This is a genomic window from Micromonospora sp. DT227, assembly GCF_049841835.1.
Lineage (GTDB): Bacteria > Actinomycetota > Actinomycetes > Mycobacteriales > Micromonosporaceae > Micromonospora.
Genome location: NZ_JBNCLA010000004.1, coordinates 485,747 through 510,998 on the forward strand (window position 1 = coordinate 485,747; position 25,252 = coordinate 510,998).

Here is a 25,252-nt window from a genome sequence, read left to right on the forward strand (position 1 = left end):
CGTCAAGGAGAGCCATGACCGCGCACACCCCGACGGTCTCCGTCGTCGTCCCCAACTACAACCACGCCGACTCGCTGCCGCTGACGCTGCCGGCGCTGCTGGCGCAGACCCATCCCGCCACCGAGATCATCTTCGTGGACGACCGGAGCACCGACGACTCGGTGGCGGTGGCCGAGTCGCTCGGCGTGCCGGTGGTCCACACGCCGCGCAACGGCGGCCCCGCCCTGGCCCGCAACATCGGCGCCGCCCGGGCCCGCGGCGACGTCCTGCTCTTCGTCGACTCCGACGTGGAACTGCCGCCGGACACGGTGACCCGGGCGGTGCGGCTGCTCGCCGCCGACCCGCGGGCCGGCGCGATCTGCGGCATCCTCGACGAGGTCCCGCTGGTCCGGGACAGCCTCGTGCAGGAGTGCCGGTGCCTCCAGGCGCACTGGTGGCGGATCAGCTCGCTGGGCGACGTCAGCTTCCTGTTCACCGCCATCTGCGCCATGCCGGCCCGGGTGTTCGCCGAGATCGGCCCGTTCCACGAGGGGCTGCGCCAGACCGAGGAGGTCGAGTACGGCGAGCGGCTCACCGGCCGGTACCCGATCCGGCTCACCGACGCGCTGCACGGCCGGCACCGCGACGACGACCGGCTCGGACCGATGCTGCGCAAGGTGTTCCACCGCAGCCGGCTGCGGATGCCGCTGTACGCGTACCGGCGTCGTGCCGCGCAGGGCTTCGAGACCGCGTCCCGGATGTGGGCCGCCGTCAGCGCGCTGCTCGGCACGCTCGCGCTGCCGTTGCCGCTGCTGGCCGGCGCGCTCGGGGTGCTGCCGTCAGTGGCCGCCCTCCTGCTCTTCCTGGCGTGCGACGCCGGCATGTACCGGTTCGTCGCCCGCCGGCGCGGACCGGCGTTGCTCGTCGCGTTCGTCGGGGTGCAGTGGTTGATCAACCTGGCGATCGCCGCCGGGGCCGCCGCCGGCGCGGCGCAGTGGCTCGGCTCCCGCTCCTTCCGTCACCTCTACGAGGGCGGCCCACGCCCCACCGCTCAGGTGCCCTCATGAGTCTTCTTATCCGGGCCGCCGGTCCGGCGACGGCGGCGGGCCGGCCCCGGCGGTGGTGTGCGGCCACCCGGCTGCTCTGGGCGGCGGCGCTCGGCTGGGCGGTGTTCACCGGCCTGCACCGTGCGTTGAGCGGGCGCTGGTGGTTCTGGCTGCTGCCGGACCTGCTGCCGCCGGTGGCGTACCTGCTGGTGCCGGTGGCGCTGGCGGCGGCCGTGCCGGCGGTCCGGGCGCTGCGCCGGCCGCTGCCCGCCCGGGCGGCGACGGTGGTGCTGGCGGCGGCGGCCACCGCGCTGGCGATCGGCCTGCCCGACGCCGGCCTCAACCGGTACGCGTGGGCGGCCCGCCCCGCCCCGCCGTCGGGCGCGCTGACGGTGCTGGCCTGGAACACCGGCTACTGGGACCAGCACGACGACCCGGAGGCGTTCCTGCGGTTCCTGGTCGACCGGCGGGCCGACGTCTACCTGTTGCAGGAGCATCTCTACTGGGACGACGCGGCCGGGCTGGCCGGCGCCCGGCCCGCCCCCGACCCGGAGCGGCTGCGTCGGGCGTTCCCCGGCTACACCGTCGTCGCCCGTGGCGAGTTGCTCACCCTGTCCCGGTTCCCGGTGGTGGCCCGGCCGGCGGTCGGTCCCGACGCGGGCCTCGCGGCCGAGCCGGGCGCCGACTTCGGGCGGGTCTTCGCCGCCGCCAAGGTGCTCCGCGCCGACCTGTTGGTGGACGGCCGGGTGCTGTCCACGTACAACGTGCACCTGCCGGTGCAGGTGAACCTCGCGCCGCGGCGGTTCCTGGGCTACGTGCGGGAACGTGACCGGGCCCGCCGGGCGCAACTCGCCGGGCTGCGGGCCGATCTCGCCGCCAACCCCGGGCCGGTGCTGGTCGCCGGTGACTTCAACACCACGGCCGCGATGGGCGACCTGCGCCCGTTGCGGGACCGGCTGCGCGACGCGGCGGACGCCAACGCCGAGGTGTACCCGGCGAGCTGGCCCGCCGGTCGACTGCCGGCGGCCTGGCGGCTGGACTGGACGCTGACCTCCCGGACGGTACGCGTGCACCGGTACACGCTGGACGACCCGCGCGGGTTGTCCGACCACCGCGCCCAGACCGCCGTGGTCACGCTCGGGGAGGCGTCGTGAGCCGTACGCCGACCGTCTCGGTCGTGATCCCGGTCTGGAACGCCGCGAAGACGCTGCGCCACTGCCTGGACGCGGTGGCGGCGCAGACCCACCCGCCGGTGGAGGTGCTCGTCGTCGACGACGGCAGCACCGACGGGTCGGCGGCGGTGGCCGCGGCGGCCGGTGCGCGGGTGCTGGTGCAGCCGGTCAACGGTGGGGTCTCCGCGGCCCGCAACGCCGGGGTGGCGGCCAGTCGTGGCGAGGTGATCTTCTTCGTCGACTCCGACGTCGCGCTGGACCCGGGCGCGATCGCCAACGCGCTGGCGGTGCTGGCCGCCGACCCCGACTGCGGCTGCGTCCACGGCGTCTACGCCCCGGAGCCGCTGATCGACGACGGGCCGGTCGAGCGGTACCGGGTGCTGCACCTGCACTCCGCGCTGACCCGGGCGGTCGGCCCGATCGACACCGCCGTCTTCGCGCTCGCCGCGGTGCCCCGCGCCGTGCTGCGCGACCTCGGTCCGTTCGACGAGAACCTGCGCAGCGCCGAGGACGACGAGTACAGCGAGCGGTTGCTGACCCGGTACCGGATCCGGCTCACCGACACCGTCGTCGGTCGGCACGACGAGGCGGACCGGCTGCTGCCGCTGCTGGCCGAGCAGTACCGGCGAGCCCAACTGCTCCGCTGGTCGCTGCGCAACCGCTACCGCCGGCGCGGCCTGGCGCTGAACCGCACCCTGGGTGTGCTGGCCGCCGGGCTGGCCGTGCTCACCCTGCCGGCGGCGCTGCTCGGCCCGTACGGGGCCGGCGTGCCGGTGCTCTGCCTGGCGGTCTTCGCCGCCGCCGACCCGCCGCTGGTGGTGGCGCTGCGCCGGGGCGGCGGGGCGTTCCTGGTCCGCGCCCTCGGCATCCACCTGCTGGTGAACGTCGCGCTGATCACCGGGGCCGCGGTCGGCCTGGTCCGGTCCCTGGTGGACCCGTCGTTCGGCCCGTCGTCGCGTGCCGCCCTCCGTCCCCTCGACTCGAAAGGTTGGTGAGGTGGTGGCCGTCTCCGCGCCCCTCGTCTCGGTCATCGTGCCCAACTACAACTACGCCCGCACGCTGCGGCTCTGCCTGGCGGCGCTGCGCCGGCAGACCCACCGGCCGGTGGAGGTGATCGTGGTCGACGACGGCAGCACCGACGACTCGGTGGCGGTCGCCGAGTCCTTCCCCGAGGTGCGGGTGCTGCGTACGCCGGTCAACAGCGGGCCCTCGGTGGCGCGCAACCTCGGCGCGGAGGCCGCCACCGGGGAGGTGCTGATGTTCGTCGACTCGGACGTGGCGCTGGCTCCGGACGCGGTGGCCGTCGCGGTGGCGATCCTGCGCGACGAGCCCGGCGTCGGCGCGGTCTGCGGCAACTACGACACCGTCCCGTTGATCGACGGCACCTTCACCAAGGACTACCGCAACCTGTACCGGCACTGGTATTTCCGCGTCGCCGAGGGCAGCATCGCCGGTTTCCTGTCGACCGCGATCCTGGCCGTGCCGACCAGGATCTGGGCGCAGGTGGGCCCGTTCAACCCGAGGCTGACCCAGAGCGAGGGCGCGGACGTCAGCGAACGGCTCACCGACCGGTACGAGGTGCGGATGACCAGCCGGGTCATCGGCCGGCACGACGACGACGCGACGCTGCGGATCGCGCTGGGCAAGGTGTTCACCCGGACCCGCGTGCACATCCCGTTCTTCCTGCACCGGCGGCGGGTGGTGGGGGTGGTGACCTCCGCCGAGTCCGGCACCGGGCTGGCGTCCTGGCTGGCCGCCGCCACCACGCCGCTGCCGCTGCTGGCCGGCCCGGGGTGGGCCGTGGTGCCGCTGCTGCTGCTGGCGCTCTGGCTGCTCAGCGACGCCCGGATGTACCGCTACGTGCACGCCGTCCGGGGCCTGGGCTACACGCTGCGCTTCGCCGGCCTGCACCTGCTGGTCAGCCTCACCATCGGGGTGGGCGTGGCGGTGGGATTGGTGCAGTGGCTGCTCTCCCGCCGCTTCCGCCGCCTCTACGAGCAGCCGGCGGTGATCGCGTGACCGCCGTGCGGACGCCACCGCGCACCGAACCGGCGGCCGGCCGGGCGGGTCGGGTCGGCCGGCGACCCGGCGCCCGCGCCGGCGCGGTGCTCACCGGCCTGGGCGCGGCGTGGCTGCTCCTGGTGGTGGCGCACCGGCTGTTCAGCGGCCGGTGGTGGCTGTGGCTGGCGCCGGAGCTGATCCCGCCGCTGGCGTTCGTCGCCGTACCGGTGCTGCTGCTCGGGGCGGTGCCGCTGGCCGGCCGGTTCCGGGCCCGGCTGGCGCTGCTCGCGGTGGCCGGGCTGCTGCTCGGCGCGGACCTCGCCGGGCTGAACCCGGCCGTGTGGCGCACCCCGCCGCCGGCGCCGGCGGACGCGCTGCGCCTGGTCTCCTGGAACACGACGGTGTGGAACGCCACCGACGACCCCGACACGTTCTACGCCTCGCTGACCGCCCGGCACGCCGACGTCTACCTCCTCCAGGAGTACAAGCCCGACGACGACCCGGCCCGCCGCGACGCCGACCTGGCCCGGCTGCGCCGCGAGTTCCCCGGCTACCAGGTGGTGCTGCGCGGGGAGTTGGTCACCGTGACCCGGTTCCCGGTCGTCGCGACGACCGCGTTGCCGGCCGACCCGCCGCCCGGTGCGGACTGGCGCACCGACTACTGGGAGGTCAAGTCGCTCCGCACCGACCTGCGGGTGGGCGGCCGCACGGTGTCGGTCTACAACACCCACATCCTGGTGCCGCTGGACCTGAGCAGCCCGCTGCGCGAGCTGTTCTACGACCGCCGGCACGAGTTCTTCCAGCGGCGGGAGACGCAGTACCGGGCGCTCGCCGCCGACCTGGACCGCAACCCGAACCCGGTGCTGGTCGCCGGCGACCTCAACACCAGCCCGGCCATGGGCGACCTGGCCCGGCTCCGCGACCGGCTCACCGACGCGGCCCGGGCCAGCGGGTCGGCGTACCCGACGTCGTGGACGATCGCCGGCCGGCGCTGGTGGCGGCTGGACTGGACGTTCGTCTCCCCCGGATGGACCGTGCACCGGTACCGGCTGCGCGACGCGCGGGGCATGTCCGACCACCGGGTGCAGGACGTCGTGCTCTCCCTCGGCGGGTCCCGGTGAGCCGGGCGCGGGTGTGGGCCGCGCTGCGCGTGGTCGGGTACGCCGCCGTGCTGGCCTTCCTCGGCTGGCAGGTGTGGCGGGTACGGCACGGGATGGCGGACAGCCTGCGGACGGTCGGCTGGGGCGCGGCGCTGACCGCCGGGGTCCTCGCCGCGGTCGGCGGGGTGCCCGGCTTCGTCGGCTGGCGGGTCCTGCTGGCCGGGCTGGGCACGAGACTGTCGCTGCGCGACGCCACCCGGGTCTACTTCCTCGCCGGGCTGACCCGCTACCTGCCGGGCGGGGTGTGGCCGACGGTGGCGCACGCCGCGATGGCCCGGCCGCTGCGCCAGCCACCGGCCCGGCTCGCCGCCGCGTTCCTCGCCAGCCAGGGACTCGCGGCGGTGTCCGGGGTGCTCGTCGGCGTCCTCGCGCTGCCCTGGCTGGTCGGGCAGAGCCGATGGTGGTGGCTGCTGCTGCCGGCCTGCGTGGCCGCCGCCGCGCCGGTGCTCGCCCCGGGCCTGCTGGGCCGGCTGCTGGCCGCCGCCGCGCGGCTGCTGCGCCGGGGCGACACCGGGCCGCTGCTGCCCGGCCGCCCGACGCTGCTGGGCGCCACCGGGCTGATGGTGCTCGGCTGGCTGATCAGCGGCCTGCACATCACCGTCCTGGCGGTCGCCCTCGGCGCCGCGCCGGGCCCGGCGCTGCCGCTGGGCGTCGGCGGTTTCGCCCTCTCCGTGGTCGCCGGGCTCTGCGCCGTGGTGCTGCCGACCGGGCTCGGCGTACGCGAGGTCGCGCTCGCGCTCACCGTCGCCACCCTGGTCGGCGGCCCCGACCTGGTGACCCTCGTCGCGCTGAGCCGGGTGCTGCTGACCGTCGGCGACATCGGCTCGACGGTCGTCGTGCTGGCCCTGCTGGCCGTCACCGGCCGTCGGTCGGGCGGTCCGCCGCAGGCCGCCACCCCGTCCCGTCCCGCCCCTGCCGACCGTCTCGAAGGAGTCTCCTCATGACCACCACCGACCTGCCGTCCGCCGCGCAGCCCGTCACCGGCGGCGGGCTGCGCGGCGGCGTCCGCCGGCTGCGCAGCGCCGTGCGTACCGGCTCCGGGGTGGAGGTGCTCTCCGCCCTGCCGTTCCTCGCCGGCCCGCTGGCGCGGCTGGAGCGCCGCCCTCTGCTGCACGGGCTGGTGCTCTCCGCGTTCGGGCTGCGCCGGCCGATCTTCGTGGACTTCCCGGTGAGCCCGGAGCCACGCTTCGGCTACGGCCGACCCGACCACCCGGGCATCTCCGAGCTGCTCGACCGGCGGCGGGACGCGTACGCCGACACGCTCCGGCGGTTCCTCGGTCACGCCGATCGGCTCGCCGCCGTCCCGCTGCACGGCGACCTCGACTCGGGCGAGCCGTACTGGCGCAACGGCTGGCTGCCGCCGCTGGACGCGCTGGCGCTCTACGGTTTCCTGGTCGAGCACGAACCGGCGCGGTACGTCGAGATCGGCTCCGGCAACTCGACGAAGTTCGCCCGCCGGGCGGTCCGCGACCACGGTCTGCGTACCCGGATCACCTCGATCGACCCGGCGCCCCGGGCCAGTGTCGACGTGCTCTGCGACGACGTGGTCCGCGCGCCGCTGGAGCGGGCCGACCTGGGCCTGTTCGACGAGTTGGACGCCGGTGACGTGGTCTTCTTCGACGGCTCGCACCGCAGCTTCATGGGCTCGGACGTGACGGTCTTCTTCTTCGAGGTGCTGCCCCGGCTGCGGCCCGGCGTGCTGGTGCAGGTGCACGACATCATGCTGCCCCGCGACTACCCGCCGCAGTGGCGCCACCGGCACTACAACGAGCAGTATCTGCTGGCCGCGTTCCTGCTGGCCGCGCCGGAGCGCTGGGAGATCGAGCTGCCCAACGCGTTCGTGGCCGGCGACCCGGAACTGCGCGAGGTCGCGGCCCCGCTGTGGCGGCGTCTCGGGCTGACCGAGCACTTCCTGCCCGCGTCGTTCTGGCTGCGTCCGCGGGCGGACCTCGGCAGCGGTCCCGTCGCCACGATGCCTCGTACCGAATAGCTGGGGTCCGCCCGTGTCGCGCTGACACCGCGCCCGGCCGGCGGGAGGATGGGGGCATGGGTTCCCCGGATCACCGCTACCTGCTCGACAACGCCCGGGCCGAGGCCGGTGAGCGGTTCACCTGGCTGGCCGCGCTGTTCGACGGGGTCACGCGTGGGCACTTCGACCGGCTCGGGGTGGGGCCGGGCTGGCGCTGCTGGGAGGTCGGCGCCGGCGGCCCCAGCATTCCCGAGGCGCTGGCCACGGCCGTCGGGCCGACCGGTCACGTGCTGGCCACCGACCTCGATCCGGCCTGGTTGGACCCGCACGGCCGGTACGAGGTGCGCCGGCACGACATCGTCGCGGACCCGCCGCCGCAGCCCGGCACGTTCGACCTGGTGCACGCGCGGCTCGTGCTCGTCCACCTGCCCGACCGGGCCCGGGCGTTGGCGACGATGACGGCGGCGCTGCGGCCCGGCGGTTGGCTGGTGGTGGAGGACGCCGACACCGAGTTGCAGCCACTGGCCTGCCTCGACGAGGTCGGCCCGGCACAGCAGCGCGCCAACCGGCTGCGCCGGGCCGTCCGGGAGTTGCTGACCCGCCGCGGCGCCGATCTGCGCTACGGCCGTACGCTGCCGCGGGCGTTGCGGGCGGCGGGCCTGGTCGACGTGACGGCCGCCGGTTGCTTCCCGATCGGCGGCGTGGCCTGCGACCGGCTGGAGGCCGCGACGGTGCGCATGGTCCGCGCCGAGCTGCTCGCCGCGGGGCTGGCCGACGACGTCGAGATCGACGCCCACCTGGCCGCCGTCGAGGCCGGCGAACTCGACCTCACCCTCGCGCCGCTGATCTCGGCATGGGGACGCCGCCCCGGCTGAGCGGTCGGCGGGGGCCTCGCCGGCCGGCGCGTGCGGCGAGGCCCTTGCCCTTCGCCGGGAGCGGCCTTAGGTTGCATTGATGATCCTCAGTGGGGAGCCGCGCCCCGGCCCGGCGCGGAATGCCGACCTCGGCGAGCCGGGCCCCGAGGATCTCGACGGCATCGCCTACCTGCGAGGGCTATCGAGGCGGGGGTTCCTCACCGGCGCCGCGCTGGCCGCGTCCGGGGTGTCGGCCGCCTTCGCGCTGCTGCCCGGCGCCGCCCGGGCCGCGGGCAGCTATCAGCGGCCCTGCGGGAACGTCCGGATCTCAAGCTCCTGGCAGGACCACCGGAACCGGACGCCGCCCTCGGCCGAGCCGGGCACCGACTACGCGGTGGCCACCGGCACCCCGGTCGTGGCCGCGGCGAACGGCACGATCCGGCTCGTGAAGACCGACACCTCCACCGCGACCGGACGCGTCGTGGGGATGGCCCACGACGACGGCAACTAGACCCGACACCTGCACCTGTCGAGGATCGCCGTCGCCACCGGGCAACGCGTGTCGCGGGGCCAGACGATCGCCTACTCCGGCGCGTCGGCGAACGGCAGCGACCAGGGTGTCGGGCCGCACGTGCACACGAGTCTCTGGCTGAACACCGGCAGCCCGACGAATTTCGGCGCCACCACGGATTTCGAGAACCACGTCGGAGACGGCGGCGACCCCAACCCGCCGGACCAGGAGGCAGACGAAGTGTTCATCGCGAATGTGAAAGGCAGCTGGTACCTCGTGGTCCCGCAGGGCTCCGGCAAGCCGCGGGCGGTGGTCCTCGGCGGCGACAGCAACGCCGCCGCGTCCGGCCTGCCCGTATTGAACTTCACCTGGGACCCGTCGATCAACGCGCTCCGGGCCGCCGTCGACGGCATCGGCTGACGCCACCCCGGCGCGTCACGCCAACCGGCCGGGGAGGAACGCCGCCCCCGCCGTGCCCGACCGGGCCACTGTGAGGGCGTTGTGGTCACCGTCGATGATGGTGGGGTGACTCGGGTGTTCCGGCGTCGGTTGCGGCGGCGTGTGGTCGGGCTCGCGGTGGTGGCTGCCGGTTGTGCTCTGGTGGCCGTGTCGGCCTGGTGGTTGCCGGCCGATTGGTGGTCGCCCCGCCCGGGGTGGACGGGCACCGAACAGGCCGGCTGGATCGCCGGGATCGCGGGCGCGGTGTTCGCGCTGGCGTCGTTGGTCTTCGACCGTCTCGACGCCCGCGGGGCGCGTGCCGCGGGGTCGGCCCGGGTGGGCGGGGTGGTCCGGATCGGCCGGGTGCCGCAGCAGGCCGCCTGGTTCCAGGACCGCGAGGCCCGCGTCGATCTGATGAGGGCGGCCCGGACCGGGCGGACCGCGGTGTTGACCCAGGTGTTGTCGGGGATGGGTGGTGTCGGCAAGACGCAGTTGGCCGCACAGTTCGCTCGTCACCTCGACACCAATGGCGAGCTGGACGTGCTGGTCTGGGTCACGGCGTCCAGTCGTGACGCGATCATCGCCGCCTACGCGGAGGCCGCACGCGCTGTCGGTGTGGCGACCGCTGATCTGGAGCCGGAGACGGCGGCGGGGCGGTTGCTGGTGTGGTTGGAGCGCGCCAACCGACGGTGGCTGGTGGTGTTGGACAACCTCGACGCACCCGGCGATGCCGCTGGTTGGTGGCCGCCGGCCAACCGTGACGGCCGCACGGTGGTCACCACCCGCCGTCGAGATCCGGTCCTGCACACCGACGGTCGCGTCCTGGTGCCGGTCGACCTGTTCACCCCCGCCGAGGCCGTCGACTATCTCACCCGGGCCACCGGCACCTCCGGCGACCAACAGGGCGATGTCGAGGCGCTGGCCGCCGACCTCGGCTATCTGCCGCTGGCGGTCGCGCAGGCCGCGGCGTTCATCCGCGATCGTGGCATCGACGCGGCGGCCTACCGGGACCGGCTGGCCGGTCAGCGCCTGGCTGATCTCGCGCCACCCGACGACGCCCTGCCCGACGACCACCGGGCCACGGTCGCGGCCACCTGGCTGTTGTCCCTGGACGCCGCCGACAACCACCCGCCCCGGGGGTTGGCCCGACCGGTCCTGGACCTGGCCGCACTGCTCGACCCCAACGGGATCCCGGAAGCGGTCTTCACCACCGACGCGGTCGTGGCGCACCTCGGCGCGGTGACCGGCCAGGACGTGGCAGCACCGATGGTGACCGACGCCATGCGTAACCTGCATCGACTCAACCTCGTCACCCAGGACGCCGCCACCGCCGGCGTACGCGTGCATGCCCTGGTGCAACGCGCCACCCGCGACCACGGCGACACGGCCCGGCTGGGCGCCGCGGCCCGCGCCGCCGCGGACGGGCTGCTCGCCCTCTGGCCGGACATCGACCGGGATCCCAAGTACACGCAGATCCTGCGCGCGAACACCGCCACCCTGCGGGCCGGCAGCGGGGACAGCCTGCTGCTGCCCGATCCCCACGGACTGCTGTTCCGCAGCATCCGAAGCCTCGGCGACACGGGCCAGGTCAGCGCCGCCGCCACCGCCCTCGAACAGCTCCTCACCGACTGCCTGCGGGTCCTGGGACCCGACCACGGCGACACCCTGACCACCCGCCACAACCTCGCCTACTGGCGGGGAGAAGCCGGCGACCCCACCGGCGCCGTGGCCGCCTTCGAACAGCTCCTCACCGACTGCCTGCGGGTCCGGGGACCCGACCACCCCCACACCCTGGACATCCGCCACAACCTCGCCTACTGGCGGGGAGAAGCCGGCGACCCCACCGGCGCCGTCGCCGCCTACGAACAGCTCCTCACCGACCAGCTCCGGGTCCGGGGACCCGACCACCCGCACACCCTGGCCACCCGTGGCCACCTCACCCGGTGGCGGGTGGAGGCCGGCGACACCACCGGCGTCGTCGCCGCCTTCGAACAGCTCCTCACCGACTATCTGCGGGTGCTGGGGCCCGACCACCCGGACACCCTGGCCACCCGGGGCAATCTCTCCTACTGGAGGGGGAAGTCCGGAGACATCGCCGGCGCCGTCGCCGCCTTCGAACAACTTCTCACCGACCAACTCCGGGTGCTGGGGCCCGACCATCCCGACACCCTGATCACCCGCCACGACCTCGCCGGGCGGCGGGGAGAGGCCGGCGACGCCCCCGGCGCCGTCACCGCCTACCGGCAGCTCCTCAGCGACCAGCTCCGGGTGCTGGGACCCGACCACCCCGCCACGCTGATCACCCGCCACAACCTCGCCCGGTGGCGGGGAGAGGCCGGCGACCCCGCCGGAGCCGTCACCGCCTACCGGCAGCTCCTCACCGACCGGCTCCGCGTCCTGGGACCCGACCACCCGCACACGCTGACGACCCGGCACAATCTCGCCCACTGGCGGGGAGAAGCCGGCGATCCCACCGGCGCCATCGCCGCCTACGAGCAGCTCCTCACCGACCGGCTCCGGGTCCTGGGACCGGACCACCCCGACACCATGAACACCCGCCACAACCTCGCCGGATGGCGGAAGCGAGCCGGCGACCCCACCACCGATGCGTCCCAGGACGACGGGCGCTAAGCCCTGCGACCGCCTCCGTGCAGGCCGGGACGCGCACGTCCCATCCCCCGGCCCGCCCGGTCGAGGGCGGGCCGGGGGCGCGGCGGAGCGTCCGTCAGCGCGGAGCTATGCGGAGTTGCGCCATCTGCGGCCGTGCCGGCCGATGAGCCGGTCGGCGTCGGTCGGCCCCCAGGAGGCGGCCTCGTAGGTGGGGATCGGCGTGTCGTCCTTCTCCCAGTTCTCGATGATCGGATCGACGATCCGCCAGCACTGCTGCACCTCGTCGCTGCGGATGAAGAGCGACGCGTCACCGATCAACGCGTCCAGGAGCAGCCGCTCGTACGCCTCCGGGGACTCCTCGACGAACGTCTGGTCGTACGAGAACTCCATGGTGGCGGTGCGGACCCGGAACGAGTGGCCCGGCACCTTCGCGCCGAAGCGCAGCGAGATGCCCTCGTTCGGCTGGATCCGCAGGATCAGCGCGTCGGCTTCGAGGCCGGTGAGCTGGTCGGTCGGGATCGGCAGGTGCGGCGGGCGCTGGAACTGCAACGCCACCTCGGTGAGCCGGGCCGGTAGGCGCTTGCCGGTGCGCACGTAGAACGGCACCCCGGCCCACCGCCAGTTGTCCACGTTGAGTCGCAGCGCGGCATAGGTCTCGGTCCGCGAAAGCGGGTCGACGCCCGCCTCCTCGCGGTAGCCGGCCATGAGTTCCTCGCGGGTGCCGCCCCGGGTGTACTGCCCGCGGACCGCGGCCTCGGCGATGTCCCGGTCGGTGGGGAGCCGGATCGCCTGCAGCAGCTTCACCTTCTCGTTGCGCAGGCCCTCGGCCTCGAACGAGGCCGGCGGCTCCATCAGGGCCAGCGCGAGGACCTGGAGCACGTGGTTCTGCACGATGTCCCGCATCGCGCCGGCCTCCTCGTAGAAGCCGCCGCGGGTGCCGACGCCAAGGGTCTCCGCGACGGTGATCTGCACGTGGTCGACCCAGGAGCGATCCCAGATCGGCTGGAAGATCGAGTTCGCGAAGCGCAGCGCCAGCACGTTCTGGACGGTGTCCTTGCCCAGGTAGTGGTCGATCCGGAAGACCTGGTGCTCGTCGAACGCGCTGTGCACGACGGCGTCCAGTTCCCGGGCCGTGACCAGGTCGCGCCCGTACGGCTTCTCGATGACCAGGCGGGAGAAGGAGCCCTCACGCGGCCGGTTGAGCCCGACCCCGGCCAGCCCGTTGATCACCGGCTCGAAGGCGCCGGCCGGGGTCGACAGGTAGAAGAGCCGGTTGCCGGACGTGCCCCGCTGCGCGTCCAGCTCGTCGAGGGTCTCGACGAGCCGCTTGTAGGTCGCCGGGTCGTCGTAGCCGCCGGCCACGTAGCGTACGCCGCCTCGGAGCTGGCGCTTGCCGGCGAGTTCGCGCCCGCCGAGGGCGCTCTCGGCGAACTGCTCGTCGGTCATCGGCGTACGCGCGACGCCGACCAGCGCGAACTGGTCCGGGAGCCGCTCGTGCCGAGCCAGGCTCTCGACCGCGGGCAGCAGCTTGCGTCGGGTCAGATCACCGGAGGCGCCGAAGATCACCAGCGTGGCCGGCGGGGCACTCCGCTCCTGGATGAGCTGAGATGCGTGGTCCATGGTCTGCGTTCCTCCGGGCACTAGGGGTGTCGGGGTCGGGTGGTGCCGCGCTGCCATGCCTGAGATTGTGCGACTGATGGGGTCGTGCCGGGGCCACGCGACGTTGCTCCCTTGGTCGAGGAACCTGAGCGTCGCATGCCGTCCTGAGGGGCCGGCGGCTCGGTGGCGGGTTCGGTGCGTCGCGGTGGCCCCGCCCGGACGTCCGGCCGCACACCCGCACGCCCGCCAGCGGCTTAACGAAAAAGAAACACCCTGGCCACCAATTTCGAGCAAAAACCGCCTGATCCACCGGTCAGCGAAGTGGTCGATTCGAAGTGGACCGAATGCTGGCGCATCGTCTTTCGTCATTGCATAATGGCTCCGCCGCACCGCCACTCCCGGCGTGCCGACGCCGAGTGGAGGCCATCCTTGAAGCGCGACAAGTCGCCCGTCCTACCCGGGTCCGGCACCACCGACTACGCGCGTTACATGCGCACCGACGTGCTGCTCGGACTGCAACGAAACCCGGACGAGGTCATTCACCGCGACGAGTTGCTGTTCCAGGTGGTGCACCAGTCCAGCGAGCTGTGGTTCAAGCTGGCCGCCGCCGAGGTAACCGAGACGACCGCGCGGGTGGCCGTCGGCGACCTGGCCGGGGCAGCGGCACTGCTGGCCCGGGCCACCCTCGCCGTACGCCTGGTCACCGACCAGTTGGAGATGCTGGACCACCTGTCCCCCGCGGACTTCCAGGCGATGCAGCCCGCGCTGGGCAACGGGTCCGGCGCCGAGTCGCCGGGCTGGCGGCACGTCCAGGCGGCCAGCCGGAAGCTCGACCGCGCCTTCGCCGACCACCTTGCCGCGCACGGGACCACCGCGGTGGACCTGCGACCAGGAGACCGCACGGATCCGACATGCCGGCTCGCCGAGACGATGGCGGAGTGGGACGAGCGGGTGGCGTTGTGGCGGTTCCGGCACTACCAGGTGGCGCTGCGGGTCGGGGGCCACGCTCCGGCGGGCGCGCCGAACAGTTCGGCGACGGTGCTCGCCCGGCTCGTCGAGCACCGGTTCTTCCCGGATCTGTGGCAGGCCCGACTCCACACCCCCGATGCCAGCCCCGGGACCGACCCGCTCTGACGGCCCGCGTCCGACGCAGGGTCTCCGGTGCACCTGCGTGACAGTCGTCCTCACCCCGAAGGGCTGCCCGTGCGCGAATTGACCACCTGGTTGTCCGGAACGACGGACCCCCGCACTTTTCCCTACGCGGCGGTGCTGCGAGAATTCCACCGGGTCGGCAAACACTTCGTCGACCCGCGACTACTCGAACTGCTCGACGGAGCGCGGCAACGCCTCGCCGCCCCCGAGGGGACCGGGAGCGGTGCGGCACCCGGGCTCCTGGACGACTTCCTCGACGCCACTCTCGACAAGTGGGACGGGCGATACGACTACCGCAGTTATCTGGCGCTGCGTCTGCTGCGGTTGCCGGCCGGCGAGGACGAACCGGTCGCGACCGGAGGCGACGACACCACCACGCGGCGCGACCGGGACCGGTTGTTCGTCCGGCTGGTCGCCGACGCGGTGGCGTTCGAGGTCACCGCCGCCCGGGGCGCCGCCGACCTGTTCCCGCTCCGACGTCCCGCGTGGGCGGTGGTGGCCAAGCGCTGCCGGCTGGGCACCCGGGCCGCCGCTCCCGCGCTGCGACGCCTCGGCCACCCGACGTGGCCCGACGACACCGCACCGGCCGATGCGGCAGCCGCCCTGCACACCGTCGCCACCACCCTCGATCCCCCGTCGGACCTGTCGCTGCGGTTGAGCATGCTGCCGGTGCACGTGACACACGACGAGTACCTGTTCATCCGGGTCCTACAGGCCTACGAGTGCCTGTTCGCCGCACTCGTCGACGAACTCGACGCCACCGTCGCCGCGCTTGCCGACCTCCGGCCCACCCCCGCAGCCGACCGACTGGCGTACGCCCGCGACCTGCTCGACGACGCCGGTCCGCTGTTCTCGCTGCTGGCCACCATGCAGCCGGAGTCGTTCCGGACGTTCCGGCAGTACACCGAGGGGGCCAGCGCCATCCAGTCCCGCTCCTACAAGCGGGTGGAGTCGCTCTGCCGGACCCCGCTCCCGGGCCGGCTGGACTCGGTGGCGTACCGGTCGGTTCCGGAGGTGCGGGCCCGGGTCCGGGCCGGCCGGACGACGATCGACGAGGCGTACCGCGCGGCCGTGCGCGACGGTCGACTCGACGGCCCGGACCGGCGGCTGGTGGCGCGGCGGATGGAGGAGTTCGCCGCCGCCCTGCTCCGGTGGCGGCGCACCCACCACCGCATCGCCACCCGGATGCTCGGGCAGCGTTCCGGCACCGGCTACACCGAGGGCACGCCCTACCTGGCGGCGGTCCGGGACGTGCCGGTGTTCACGTCCGTCGACCGCCGGCCCGGCCCGTTCGAACCGGTGGGAGGGCAGCGCGCATGAGCCCACCCGAGTCGGGACCCGGCAGCCCGCCACAGTGCCTCGACGAGGCCACGCACGCCGCGCTGCGGGCCGAGTTCCCGGTGCTGCGCACCTGTGTGTACCTGAACAGCAACTCCACCGGCGCGGTGCCGGCCGGGGCGGAGACCGTGCTGCGCGACTACTGGGAGACGCTGCGCACCTGGCGCGACGACGTCTGGCAGGGCTGGCACGTCGGCCTCGACCGGTACGCCCACTCCGTGGCCCGCCTGCTCGGCGCGCCACCGGGCAGCGTGGTCACCGACGGGAACCTCAGCACGCTGCTGGCCCGGGTGGCCTCCTGCTTCGACTACCGTCCGCCCCGCGACCGCGTCGTCACCACCGACCTGGAGTACCCGACGGTCCCGTTCATCTTCCGGGCGTTCCGCCGCTACGGCGCCCGGCTCGACGTGGTCGGCGACGGCGGCCCTCACCTCGACCAGGACGCCCTGGAAGCCCGTCTCGACGAACGGACGCTGCTGGTGTGCGTGTCGCACGCCAGCTTCACCTCCGGCGCCACGGTCGACCTGGCCCGCCTGGTCGCCCGCGCGCACGACGTCGGCGCGCTCGTCGTCGTCGACGCCTTCCAGACCGTCGGGGTGGTGCCGCTGGACGTCACCGCCCTCGGCGTCGACATCGTGCTCGGCGGCGCGCACAAGTGGCTCTGCGGTGTCGGCACCGCCTTCCTCTACGTCCGGCCGGAACTGGCGTCGACGCTGGAACCGGCGGCCACCGGCTGGCAGGCCGGGGACCGGGCGTTGACGTTCCAGCCGTCCGACGGATGGGCGGCCGGCGCGCAGCGGTTCGCCGGCGGCACGCCGTACCCGCTCACCGCCCTGATCTCGCAGGTCGGCCTCGACCTGCTGGCGGGCATCGGCGCCGACGCCGTCCGGGCGCACTCGCTGGTCCTCACCGGGCGGGTCCTGGACCGGGCCGCGGCGGCCGGGATCCGCGTGGTCAGCCCCACCTCGCCCGAGCGTCGCGGCGGCGTGGTCTGCCTGGACGTCCCCGACGGCGAGGCGGTCAAGCGCCGGCTGGCCGCCCAGGGGCTGATCGGCAGCTGGCGCGGCTACCTGCGGATCGGACCGCACGTCTACAACACCCTCGACGAGGTCGACGCGTTCATGGACGCGCTGACGAAGGAGCTGCCCCGATGACCGTCGCCCTCTCCCCACGGGCGCTGATGAGCCTGCTCGCGAACGGCCCGAAGGCCATGGACGTGCTGGCGACCGCGTTCGACACCGGGCTGCTCGACGCGCTGGAGCCCGGCCCGGCCCGCCTCGACGCGCTCGCCACGCAGTTCCGGATGCGCCCGTTGCGGCTGTACAAGTTCCTCGACTGTCTGGAGAGTCTCGGCCTGCTGACCCGGGAGGCGGCCGGAGACGACATCGGCGCCACCACCTACCGGGCCCTGCCCGGGTTGCGGGACACGGTCGCCGCGGTGGTCGGTCCGGACGCGGTCGAACGGGACCGCGACCGTTACCCGTGGCGGCTGCTGCACGGCCGGCTCACCGAGAGCCTGCGCGGCGAGGTCAGCATCGGCGACGACGACTTCGCCTGGCCGCCCCGGACCGACGCCCAGACCGCCGAGTTCGAGCGCAGCATGGCCGTCGGGCTCGGCCCGGTGCTCGAGAGCGTCGGGCGGCACGCCGACGCGCTCTGGTCGGACCGCCGCCGCCTGCTGGACGTCGGCGGCGGCGACGGCACGCTCGCCGCGCACATCCTGGACAGCGCGCCCCACCTGCGGGCCGACGTCTACAACCTGCCCGCCGTGGCGCCCCTCGTCGCGGCCACCCGCGTCGCCCGCGGCCATCCGGACCGGCTCGGCTTCGTCGGCGGCGACTTCCTGGCCGAACCGCTGCCGCCCGGCTACGACGCGCTGTCCTTCGTGCGCGTCCTGCACGACTGGCCCGACGACGTCGCCCGCCGCCTGCTGGAGCAGGCGTACGCCGCCCTGGAGCCGGGCGGGCTGATCGTGGTCAGCGAGGAGTTCCGCACCCCGGACCGCCTGGCCATGCAGTTCTTCTGGAGCTACTTCCTCATCGGGGTGGACACCTGTGTCAGCCGGCTCCGCGAGACCGACTTCTACACCACGCTGCTCGCCGAGATCGGCTTCGCGCGCACGGCGGTGCTGCCCGGCACCTGGGAGCTGATCATCGCGTACAAACCGTCCACGGCCGGTTGACGGGCCCGTCCCGCCTCACGCCGGCACACCGGAGACGACATCCGCGACGTTGCCCTGGTAGCAGGTCGTGGTGGAGATGGCGGGGGCGGTCACGGCCGGGCCGGAGACGACGTACCGCAGGCCGGTCTGCGCGTTGCGGCACTGGATCTGGACCCGGTAGGTGCCGGTGTCGCACTGGGCGGTGCCGCGACCGTAGTAGTGGTTGCTGCCCTCGTGGACCCACTCCGCCCAGGAGACGCAGCCGGTGACGCCGGTCGTCGGCAGTGGATCGTCGACGGGGTACACGCCCTCGGCGACGTTGCCGCTGTAGCAGGTCGTGGTGGCGGTGCCGGGCGCGTTCACCGCGTACCCGCCGTAGACGACGTATCCCACCCCGGTCTGGAGGTTGCGGCACCGGAGCTTGACCTTGTATCGGCCGCTGGTGCACTGCACGTTGCCCCGGCCGTAGTAGTAGCTGTTGCCGCCCTCCTGCACCCACTCCACCCACGTCGTACAGCCGGAAGCCGCGGCCTGGGCGCTCAGGTCGACCCGGGTGGTCGCGCCGGCAGGGGCCGGCGCGGCCAGGACGGAAAGGCCGAGCATCGTCGTCGCCATCAGCGAACGCGCATACCTCGTCACACACGCCTCCTGAAAGAGTGGACGGACGTCGATACTACAACTGATCGTGACCGCGCGATCAGATCGGCGTGACCGGCGCCGACGGCTGCGGCCCGCGGCGTCGACACCGTCCCGGGTGGACCGGCCCCGCGCGCCGGTCCACCCGGGACGGCACGGCTCAGGGGGTGTACGGGGTGTCGGTGTGGCTCAGCTCGGTGACCGTGACGCCGGAGAGTCGGTAGACGGTGGTCCGCCTCGTGTTGAGCTCGGCCATGCTCGCGTCGTCGGAGCGGGTCAGCCAGACCACTGTGGCCTTCTGCCCGGCGATCCCGATCGAGGTGACCGGGGTCCGGTCGCCGAGGTCGACCACCGTGCGGTAGGCCGGCTTCCCGGCCGCGTTGTGCCAGAAGACGACGCTCCAGAACTGGCCGGTCCCGCCGGTGCGCACCACCACCGCGCGGGCGGCGTCGGCGGCCTTGTCGCCGTCCAGATCGCCGATCGCACAGGGCTTCTGGAGTGCGACGCCGGTGCCGTCCTCACCGTTCCAGATGCCGTCGAGCAACGGAATGTGGTCGGTGTGGTCGTAGAACGGCGCCTTCGGGCTGCCCAGGTCGGCACCGGCGAGCTGACCGCAGGTCAGCGCCGGGACGACCTTCGGCGGGGCCGGTTGCGGGTCGCTCGCCGGCTTCGCCGGCGCGGACGCGGCCGACGTGGGACTGTCGGCGGTCGGCGCGGGCGAGGTGGCGTCCGGGGTCACCTCGTCGGCCGGGGCTGCGGCAGTCGCGGTGACGGCGGTGGTGGCGGTGGAGACGGGGCCGGAGTCGCCGGCACACCCGGTGGAGAATCCGAGCAGGGTGAGGGCGACGACGATCGGCAGGGTCCGGCGCATCAGCGGGCGGTGTCCTCTCTGAGATGGTGCCCGCACCGTACGGAACCGGCGCCACCCCACCGGTTCCGTACGGCGCCCCGCGGCATGCCCCGCCGGGGATCAGGCCGCTGGTCGCTCGTCGTCGGGGACGACCAGGGTCAGCCGGCGACGCCGGGCAGCGAGGAACAACACGCCTCCGGCCGCCAGCGCCGCAACGCCGATGCCGCCGATCAGCCCGGCCTGCGGCCCGGTGACGGGCAACCCGCCGTCACCGCCGCCGACGCCACCACCGCCGTCCGCGTCACCATCGCCGCCGTCACCGTTACCGCCGTTGCCGTTGCCGCCGCTCTTCGCGGCCAGCATCACGGCGAACCCGTCCCGATTGTCGCTGCGGTCCACGTCGGCCACCCGGGCGGCGACGGCGTTCGCGGGCAGCTCGGTCCGTGCAGCCTTGGCGCGGTCGTTCGTCGGCCGCTCGGCGAGGCCCTCCACCCGCACGGTTCCGCCCGGCAACGTCGCCGGCGCGCTGGCGGACGCCGAGGTCGTCACCAGGTTGTACAGCTCGACCGCCGATTGGACCGTGTCGTTCGGGTCGGTGTCCTCGACGGCCGGCACCAGGGTGAGGCCCTGGTAGGTGCAGACCGCCGACCGCCCGGCGTCGGCGAGCACACACTGGGTCGGCGGCCTGGTGAAGGTGACCCCCTCGGGCAGGCGCAGCGTGACCCGCACTCCGCTGACGGCCTTCCGGCCCTGGTTGGCGATGGTGTGCCACACCGCGCCCGTCTCACCGGGGTTCAGCGTGCCGGTGGGCTCGGGCGTGCCGCCAGCGCCGATCCGTACGGACTGCTTCACGTCCCGGGCGACCACCGAGAGGTCGGCGCTGGGCTGGTCGACCAGCTCCAGCGGGAACCATCTGGTGTTGTCGGCCGGATTCGCGTCCTTCTCCGGGCTGATGGTGACCGTGACTTCGAACCTGCCCTGGTAGGGCCCCGCCGCGCCGAAGACGGTGGCGTCGACGGGAACGTCGACGGTCTCCCCCGGCCCCGGGATCAGCTCCGGCACCAGGTCGCAGTAGAACCCCCCGAAATCACCGTCGCACTCGCCCACCCCACCCGAATGCCAGATCAGGGCGACCGGCAGGGGCTCCGGGAGGCCCTCCGGCGGCTGGCGAACTCTGACGACGACACTGCTCGGGGTCTCGTCCCCCCGGTTGCTGATCTTCAGGTGGACGACCTTCTTCTCGACCCCCCGCGTGATCCTCGTCCCGGACGCGTCGACCGCGAGGTCCGGACCCTTCTTCGCCGCCTCGGCGGGACCGGCGGGGACAGCCACCCCGGCGAGGAGGAACAGCGCGGCGGCAGTTCGCGACAGCCGCCGACGACCACAGCTCATGGCACAACCCTTCCGGACGTGCGGACAGTGTGGCTGAGAACACTATCGACAATCGGCTGCCACCAGTGCCCCTCCGGAAGCAGCCACCGGAGAACGCCCGATTCCTCGTGCGACGCCGGCCCGGCGGCTCAGTCCGGGCGATCGGCGTCGGCCGCGGGCGCACCCGGGCCGGGCCGGGTGGCCACCTGGTCGGGGTGGAGTTCGGCGTGGCAGGCGCCGCAGCGGTAGGCGGCCCGTACCGGCCCTCCGCAGCCGTCGTGCACCAGCAGCCGGGGCGGACCGGCCGGCTCGGGATAGTGGCGGTCACCCCACCACATCAGCTGGGCGACGACCGGGGTCAGCTCCCGGCCCTTGGCGGTGAGGTGGTACTCGAAACGCTCGGGTCGCTGCTGGTAGGCGCGACGTTCCAGGACGCCCTCGGCGACGAGGAGGCGGAGCCGCTGGGTGAGCACGGTCCGGGTGACCCCGAGGCTGGCGACGAGTTCGTCGAAGCGGCGCCGGCCGACCAGGACGTCCCGGAGGACGAGCATGGTCCAGCGCTCGCCGACCACCTCCAGGCTGCGGGCGAGCGAGCAGGTCTGGTGCGCGTAGTCCTGGCCCAGCATGAGGCGGCCAACCCTACACCCAGTGAGTTGCGTGAAGCGACTCACCGATCCTACGGTGAGTCGCGTGATGCTACTCGCTCGGTGCCCGGCATCCGGCGAGCCACCTCTGCCGGAAGGGCGACCTCCGCCATGACCACATCCGAGACCCACCCCACCCCTGCCGCCCCCCGCAGCCGCGCCCACCAGCGGTTCCTCGAACGGTACGGTCCCACTGCCCTGGTCACCGGCGCCTCCTCCGGCATCGGCCGGGAGATCGCCCACCGCCTCGCCGAACGCGGTCTCGATCTGGTGCTGGTGGCCCGCCGCGAGTCCGAGCTGCGGGAACTGGCCGCCGACCTCACCGCGCGGCACGGCATCGACGCGCAGGTGCTGCCGCTGGACCTGGCCCGACCGGAAAGCCTCGACGCGCTCGCCGCCGCGACCGCCGGCGCCGACATCGGTCTCTGCGTCGCCGCCGCCGGCTTCGGCACGTCCGGCCCGTTCGTCGCCGCCGAACTGCCCCGCGAACTGGAGATGCTCCAGGTCAACTGCGCCGCGACGCTGGCCCTGAGCTGGCTGTTCGGCCGACGGTTCGCGGACCGGGGCCGCGGTGGGATCATCCTGCTCAGCTCCATCGTCAGCTTCCAGGGCGCGCCCAACGCGGCGAACTACGCCGCCACCAAGGCCTACGTCCAGACGCTGGCGGAAGGGCTGCACGCCGAACTCAGACCCCACGGGGTCGACGTGCTCGCCTCCGCGCCGGGCCCGGTCGCCAGCGGCTTCGCCGACACCGCCGGCATGCGCATGGGCAGGACCCTGACCCCCGAGGACGTCGCGCAACGGTCACTCGACGCGCTCGGCCGTCGGCCCACCACCTTCCCCGGCCTGCTCTCCCGCATCCTCAAGGACAGCCTCGCCCCGCTGCCGCGCCGGGCCCGCGTCCGCGTCATGGGTGGGGTCATGGCCGGCATGACCAAGCACCGCCGCTGACCCTCCACAGCTTCGCGATCGTGGTCGGGCGCGGGGGTCGCGGGCAATCTCGGCGAGGATGTCCCGGGCGACGGGCCGGTGCGTGACCTCGGCCGGTGCCGTGCGCTCGACCTCGGTCACCAGGCGAGCCGCGTTGCCGGCATCTCCGGCATGCAGGTAGGCGCGGGCGGCGTCGAGCAGATGCGCGGCACGGTGCTCGGCGGGCAGCCACCGCCAACCGGGCCGCGCGACGGCCCGCTCATGTCGCACGACCGCCGCCCGAGCCTCGCCGACTTCGACGGCTGCGGCGGCGCGAGCCAGGTCGACGGCGGTGGGACCGAACCCGGTGCGGTGATGGTCGCACCCGTCACCGACCCGCTGCGCCATGCCGTCGGCCTCGTCGAGCAGTTCGCCGGCGCCGGCCCCGTTCCCGTCCTGCGCCGCCGCCAGGCCGGCCTGGACGAGCAGGGTCCCACACAGGGACAGCTCCGCCGGTGCGCCGTGGTCCAGCACGGACGGGGCGATCCGGTACGCGGCACCGAGCAGCACCGCCTTCGCCTCCCGCACCCGACCGAGCGTGCGTAACACCTGGCCGAGCTGCACGGCCGCGACGGCCACCAACTCCCGGTCACCGGTGGCGACCAGCATCGCCCGATCCACCGCCAACCACGCCAGCTCGGCATCGCCGAGCTTGAGCAACAGAGAAGCGGTGATCCGGTACGCCTCGACGAGCGGCACCCGACCCGCCACCGGGACCTCGGCATGGGTGCGTTGTGCCTGGGTGAGCAGGCCCGGCACGAGGTCGACCAACTGCGGGTAGCGGGCGTGCTGGAACGTCGTCCATGCGTACCCCACATCCCGCAGCATCCGGTCCACCGGCACCACCGGGCCACCTCCCGGCCTACCCAACGGGATCTCGTAGCGAGACAGTGCCGCCCTGATCCGCCCGACGCCATCACCACGACTCGCCACCTCGACCGGTGCGACGTCCTGGCCGACCAGAGCGGCGGTGTCGATACGAAGCACGCGGGCGATCTCCTGAAGCGTCGAGAGCTTGTCCAGCGCCCGCACGCCCCGCTCGACCTTGTCCACCCAACTCTTCGACTTGCCGAGCCGGTCGGCGAACACCTGCTGCGACAGCTTCCGCCGACCCCGCCAGTACGCCACCCGCCGTCCGACCGGCAACAGCTCAACGCTGCCCACGACGCCACCGCCGATCCGGTACGGCCCGGGTGGTCTCCTCCACCGGAATGCGAGCCGCCTCCGCCTCGGCCAGCAGCCGACGCTTCGCCGCCTCCCGCTCGGCCGCCTGGATCTGCTCACCCCGGCTCACCGCAGAATCGTCGCCCTTACCCGACATGCCCCACCTCCGCCACACTAGGTGACGGAAAGCTACGGAAGGCTACATGCCGGAAAGGGTAGGTTTCATACCCCCTGGATCACGCGACGAGCCCGACCTTCATCGCGAGGTCACGGGCCTCCTCCCGGGTGGACCGTGGGCCGTCGAGGAGGTCCAGCGTGATCTGACGGGCGTACCCGTTGAAGCGGATCGTCTCCGGCGCCGACTGGTACGCCCGTCCGAGGAAACCTACTGCCGCTTCCATGTCGTTCTTGCCGTGGTGCGCCCGCGCGACCTCGATGAGGTGACGCGCCCGGCGGGGCCTCGACGGAATTGCCGCCGCGTCGTGGCGGCGTGCCTGCCGCACCGCCTCACCAGCCTTCTGCAACTCCACCGACACCGTGACCGCGTGAGCGCCCATGACGACCCGCGAGAACGACGTCTGCGGCTGGTAGAAGTCCGGCGGCAGTCGATGCGCCACCCGGTCGGCGCGGTCCCAGAACCGCCAGGCCCGGCCCTCCTCACCGGCGCGCGCGGCGGTGTAGGCGGCCTCGAAGTTCACCGCACCCCACAACGCCAGCAGATTGGCGTTCGCGTCGGCTGTGTGCGGCTCCAGGACCGACAGGACGTCCAGGGTCACCGCCATCGCGGTGTCCCAATCCCCCGCGTCCCGGTGCACCTGGCACAGGAACCACCCCGCGCACGCCACCGCCTCCGGCTCCCCGGACTCCTGTGCCGCCACCATCGCCCGGTCGGCGACACGCCACAGCAACTCGGCGGCGGGTTGGTAGGCGAGGAACATCTGGGCCAGCCCGAGCGTCTCCGCCAACAGGGCCTGTGACTGCCGGCGCTCGCCGCCCTCGTACCCCAGGGCGGCGCGTTGCACGTCCCGCAGCAGGCCCGGTAGCAGACCGCCCAGCACCGTCCGATGATCCGACGCCTGATGACGTGCCCGCCATGCCGCGTCGAGGCGCGCTCTGAGGGTGGACAACGGCTCGGGAGGCGCGTCGGCGGAGAGCGAGAAGCGGTTCACCGCGTCCCGCACCGATGCCAACGCCGGATGTTCCGGCCCGTTCACCACGGCCGACCGGTCGCTCAACTCCCCGACCAGGGCAGACACGTCGACCTTGAGCGCACGCGCCATGCGGTCCAGCATGTGCACCCGTGGCGGCAGGATCCGATCCGTCTCGACCGCCTTGACCCACTCGGCGCTGCGCCCCACCAACCCGCCGAGCACCGCCCTCGTCTTCCCGGACCGCTCCCGGTAGACCTTCAGTCGCTGCCCGAACGTCAACTCCGGCAAGGAATCCATCCCGGACCTCCTCGTAGCGCGGAACGCACCACCGGCCCACCGGCCGCGTCAGTCCACGCTACCGGTCCTCCGGTCACCTCATCAGTCCCGAAACTCCAGGCAGAGCACTCGGCGGACTGTCAGCGCCCGCGACGGCACAGGAGAACAAGCCAGCCGGACGGTCGGCGACATTACGGCGAC

Annotated in this window: 23 protein-coding genes and 1 pseudogene; 16 read left to right on the forward strand and 8 right to left on the reverse strand. The window is 73.6% G+C overall.

Features of this window, described 5'->3' with window-relative positions:
• Positions 1 to 14: 14 nt before the first annotated feature.
• The 11 genes from ACLQ2W_RS17235 to ACLQ2W_RS17285 all read left to right on the forward strand — a co-directional run bounded on the left by ACLQ2W_RS17235 (position 15) and on the right by ACLQ2W_RS17285 (position 11,761).
• Positions 15 to 1,046, forward strand: a complete 1,032-nt coding sequence (locus tag ACLQ2W_RS17235; RefSeq protein ID WP_425787299.1) for a glycosyltransferase family 2 protein — start codon at positions 15 to 17, stop codon at positions 1,044 to 1,046.
• Entirely contained in the window at positions 1,043 to 2,179 is a 1,137-nt protein-coding gene (locus tag ACLQ2W_RS17240; RefSeq protein ID WP_425787300.1) for an endonuclease/exonuclease/phosphatase family protein, read from the forward strand. Before ACLQ2W_RS17235 ends, ACLQ2W_RS17240 begins: the two co-directional genes overlap by 4 nt.
• Positions 2,176 to 3,192, forward strand: coding sequence for a glycosyltransferase family 2 protein (locus tag ACLQ2W_RS17245; protein ID WP_425787301.1), 1,017 nt, complete (start codon positions 2,176 to 2,178; stop codon positions 3,190 to 3,192). Before ACLQ2W_RS17240 ends, ACLQ2W_RS17245 begins: the two co-directional genes overlap by 4 nt.
• A gap of 1 nt (position 3,193) precedes the next feature.
• Positions 3,194 to 4,216 (forward strand): glycosyltransferase family 2 protein, encoded by a 1,023-nt coding sequence (locus tag ACLQ2W_RS17250; RefSeq protein WP_425787302.1) that lies wholly within the window; start codon positions 3,194 to 3,196, stop codon positions 4,214 to 4,216.
• Positions 4,213 to 5,319 carry an endonuclease/exonuclease/phosphatase family protein gene (locus ACLQ2W_RS17255; protein WP_425787303.1) on the forward strand — a complete coding sequence of 369 codons (1,107 nt, stop codon included), beginning with the start codon at positions 4,213 to 4,215 and terminating at the stop codon, positions 5,317 to 5,319. The genes ACLQ2W_RS17250 and ACLQ2W_RS17255 overlap by 4 nt, the downstream gene beginning before the upstream one ends.
• Positions 5,316 to 6,302, forward strand: coding sequence for a hypothetical protein (locus tag ACLQ2W_RS17260; RefSeq protein WP_425787304.1), 987 nt, complete (start codon positions 5,316 to 5,318; stop codon positions 6,300 to 6,302). The genes ACLQ2W_RS17255 and ACLQ2W_RS17260 overlap by 4 nt, the downstream gene beginning before the upstream one ends.
• Positions 6,299 to 7,348 (forward strand): class I SAM-dependent methyltransferase, encoded by a 1,050-nt coding sequence (locus ACLQ2W_RS17265; protein ID WP_425787305.1) that lies wholly within the window; start codon positions 6,299 to 6,301, stop codon positions 7,346 to 7,348. The genes ACLQ2W_RS17260 and ACLQ2W_RS17265 overlap by 4 nt, the downstream gene beginning before the upstream one ends.
• 56 nt (positions 7,349 to 7,404) lie before the next feature.
• Positions 7,405 to 8,202, forward strand: coding sequence for a methyltransferase (locus ACLQ2W_RS17270; RefSeq protein ID WP_425787306.1), 798 nt, complete (start codon positions 7,405 to 7,407; stop codon positions 8,200 to 8,202).
• A gap of 79 nt (positions 8,203 to 8,281) precedes the next feature.
• On the forward strand, positions 8,282 to 8,692 hold the full coding sequence (locus ACLQ2W_RS17275; RefSeq protein ID WP_425787307.1) for a M23 family metallopeptidase: 411 nt from the start codon (positions 8,282 to 8,284) through the stop codon (positions 8,690 to 8,692).
• A 15-nt stretch (positions 8,693 to 8,707) separates the two neighbouring features.
• The gene (locus tag ACLQ2W_RS17280) at positions 8,708 to 9,112 is read left to right on the forward strand and encodes a peptidoglycan DD-metalloendopeptidase family protein (protein WP_425787437.1); all 405 of its coding nucleotides are present in this window, start codon (positions 8,708 to 8,710) and stop codon (positions 9,110 to 9,112) included.
• A 105-nt stretch (positions 9,113 to 9,217) separates the two neighbouring features.
• Positions 9,218 to 11,761 (forward strand): tetratricopeptide repeat protein, encoded by a 2,544-nt coding sequence (locus tag ACLQ2W_RS17285; RefSeq protein ID WP_425787308.1) that lies wholly within the window; start codon positions 9,218 to 9,220, stop codon positions 11,759 to 11,761.
• Positions 11,762 to 11,866: 105 nt separating this feature from the next.
• Here ACLQ2W_RS17285 and zwf read toward each other — a convergent pair whose 3' ends face one another.
• Entirely contained in the window at positions 11,867 to 13,360 is a 1,494-nt protein-coding gene (gene zwf, locus ACLQ2W_RS17290; protein ID WP_425787309.1) for a glucose-6-phosphate dehydrogenase, read from the reverse strand.
• Positions 13,361 to 13,768: 408 nt separating this feature from the next.
• Here zwf and ACLQ2W_RS17295 point away from each other — a divergent pair, with 408 nt between their 5' ends.
• From ACLQ2W_RS17295 to ACLQ2W_RS17310, 4 genes are all read left to right on the forward strand, one after another.
• Positions 13,769 to 14,473: a tryptophan 2,3-dioxygenase family protein gene (locus ACLQ2W_RS17295; protein WP_425787310.1), complete on the forward strand. Its 705-nt coding sequence runs from the start codon at positions 13,769 to 13,771 to the stop codon at positions 14,471 to 14,473.
• Positions 14,474 to 14,542: 69 nt separating this feature from the next.
• The gene (locus ACLQ2W_RS17300) at positions 14,543 to 15,811 is read left to right on the forward strand and encodes a tryptophan 2,3-dioxygenase family protein (RefSeq protein WP_425787311.1); all 1,269 of its coding nucleotides are present in this window, start codon (positions 14,543 to 14,545) and stop codon (positions 15,809 to 15,811) included.
• On the forward strand, positions 15,808 to 16,983 hold the full coding sequence (locus tag ACLQ2W_RS17305) for an aminotransferase class V-fold PLP-dependent enzyme (protein WP_281934968.1): 1,176 nt from the start codon (positions 15,808 to 15,810) through the stop codon (positions 16,981 to 16,983). The genes ACLQ2W_RS17300 and ACLQ2W_RS17305 overlap by 4 nt, the downstream gene beginning before the upstream one ends.
• Positions 16,980 to 18,011 (forward strand): methyltransferase, encoded by a 1,032-nt coding sequence (locus ACLQ2W_RS17310; protein ID WP_425787312.1) that lies wholly within the window; start codon positions 16,980 to 16,982, stop codon positions 18,009 to 18,011. Before ACLQ2W_RS17305 ends, ACLQ2W_RS17310 begins: the two co-directional genes overlap by 4 nt.
• A gap of 15 nt (positions 18,012 to 18,026) precedes the next feature.
• On the opposite strand, the gene ACLQ2W_RS17315 is transcribed toward ACLQ2W_RS17310, so the two are convergent.
• From ACLQ2W_RS17315 to ACLQ2W_RS17330, 4 genes are all read right to left on the reverse strand, one after another.
• Entirely contained in the window at positions 18,027 to 18,629 is a 603-nt protein-coding gene (locus ACLQ2W_RS17315; protein ID WP_425787313.1) for a hypothetical protein, read from the reverse strand.
• Positions 18,630 to 18,786: 157 nt separating this feature from the next.
• On the reverse strand, positions 18,787 to 19,497 hold the full coding sequence (locus tag ACLQ2W_RS17320; RefSeq protein WP_425787314.1) for a hypothetical protein: 711 nt from the start codon (positions 19,495 to 19,497) through the stop codon (positions 18,787 to 18,789).
• A 99-nt stretch (positions 19,498 to 19,596) separates the two neighbouring features.
• Positions 19,597 to 20,868 carry a hypothetical protein gene (locus tag ACLQ2W_RS17325; RefSeq protein ID WP_425787315.1) on the reverse strand — a complete coding sequence of 424 codons (1,272 nt, stop codon included), beginning with the start codon at positions 20,866 to 20,868 and terminating at the stop codon, positions 19,597 to 19,599.
• Between the two features lie 128 nt (positions 20,869 to 20,996).
• Positions 20,997 to 21,473 (reverse strand): winged helix-turn-helix transcriptional regulator, encoded by a 477-nt coding sequence (locus ACLQ2W_RS17330; protein ID WP_425787316.1) that lies wholly within the window; start codon positions 21,471 to 21,473, stop codon positions 20,997 to 20,999.
• 129 nt (positions 21,474 to 21,602) lie between these two features.
• Between ACLQ2W_RS17330 and ACLQ2W_RS17335 the strand changes: the two are divergent.
• Positions 21,603 to 22,235, forward strand: a pseudogene (locus ACLQ2W_RS17335) (SDR family NAD(P)-dependent oxidoreductase); the annotation flags it as partial.
• A 60-nt stretch (positions 22,236 to 22,295) separates the two neighbouring features.
• Here ACLQ2W_RS17335 and ACLQ2W_RS17340 read toward each other — a convergent pair.
• The 3 genes from ACLQ2W_RS17340 to ACLQ2W_RS17350 all read right to left on the reverse strand — a co-directional run bounded on the left by ACLQ2W_RS17340 (position 22,296) and on the right by ACLQ2W_RS17350 (position 25,072).
• Entirely contained in the window at positions 22,296 to 23,624 is a 1,329-nt protein-coding gene (locus ACLQ2W_RS17340; RefSeq protein ID WP_425787317.1) for a helix-turn-helix domain-containing protein, read from the reverse strand.
• On the reverse strand, positions 23,611 to 23,754 hold the full coding sequence (locus tag ACLQ2W_RS17345; protein WP_425787318.1) for a hypothetical protein: 144 nt from the start codon (positions 23,752 to 23,754) through the stop codon (positions 23,611 to 23,613). The genes ACLQ2W_RS17340 and ACLQ2W_RS17345 overlap by 14 nt, the downstream gene beginning before the upstream one ends.
• A 106-nt stretch (positions 23,755 to 23,860) precedes the next feature.
• Positions 23,861 to 25,072, reverse strand: a complete 1,212-nt coding sequence (locus ACLQ2W_RS17350) for a helix-turn-helix domain-containing protein (RefSeq protein WP_425787319.1) — start codon at positions 25,070 to 25,072, stop codon at positions 23,861 to 23,863.
• Positions 25,073 to 25,252: the final 180 nt, after the last annotated feature.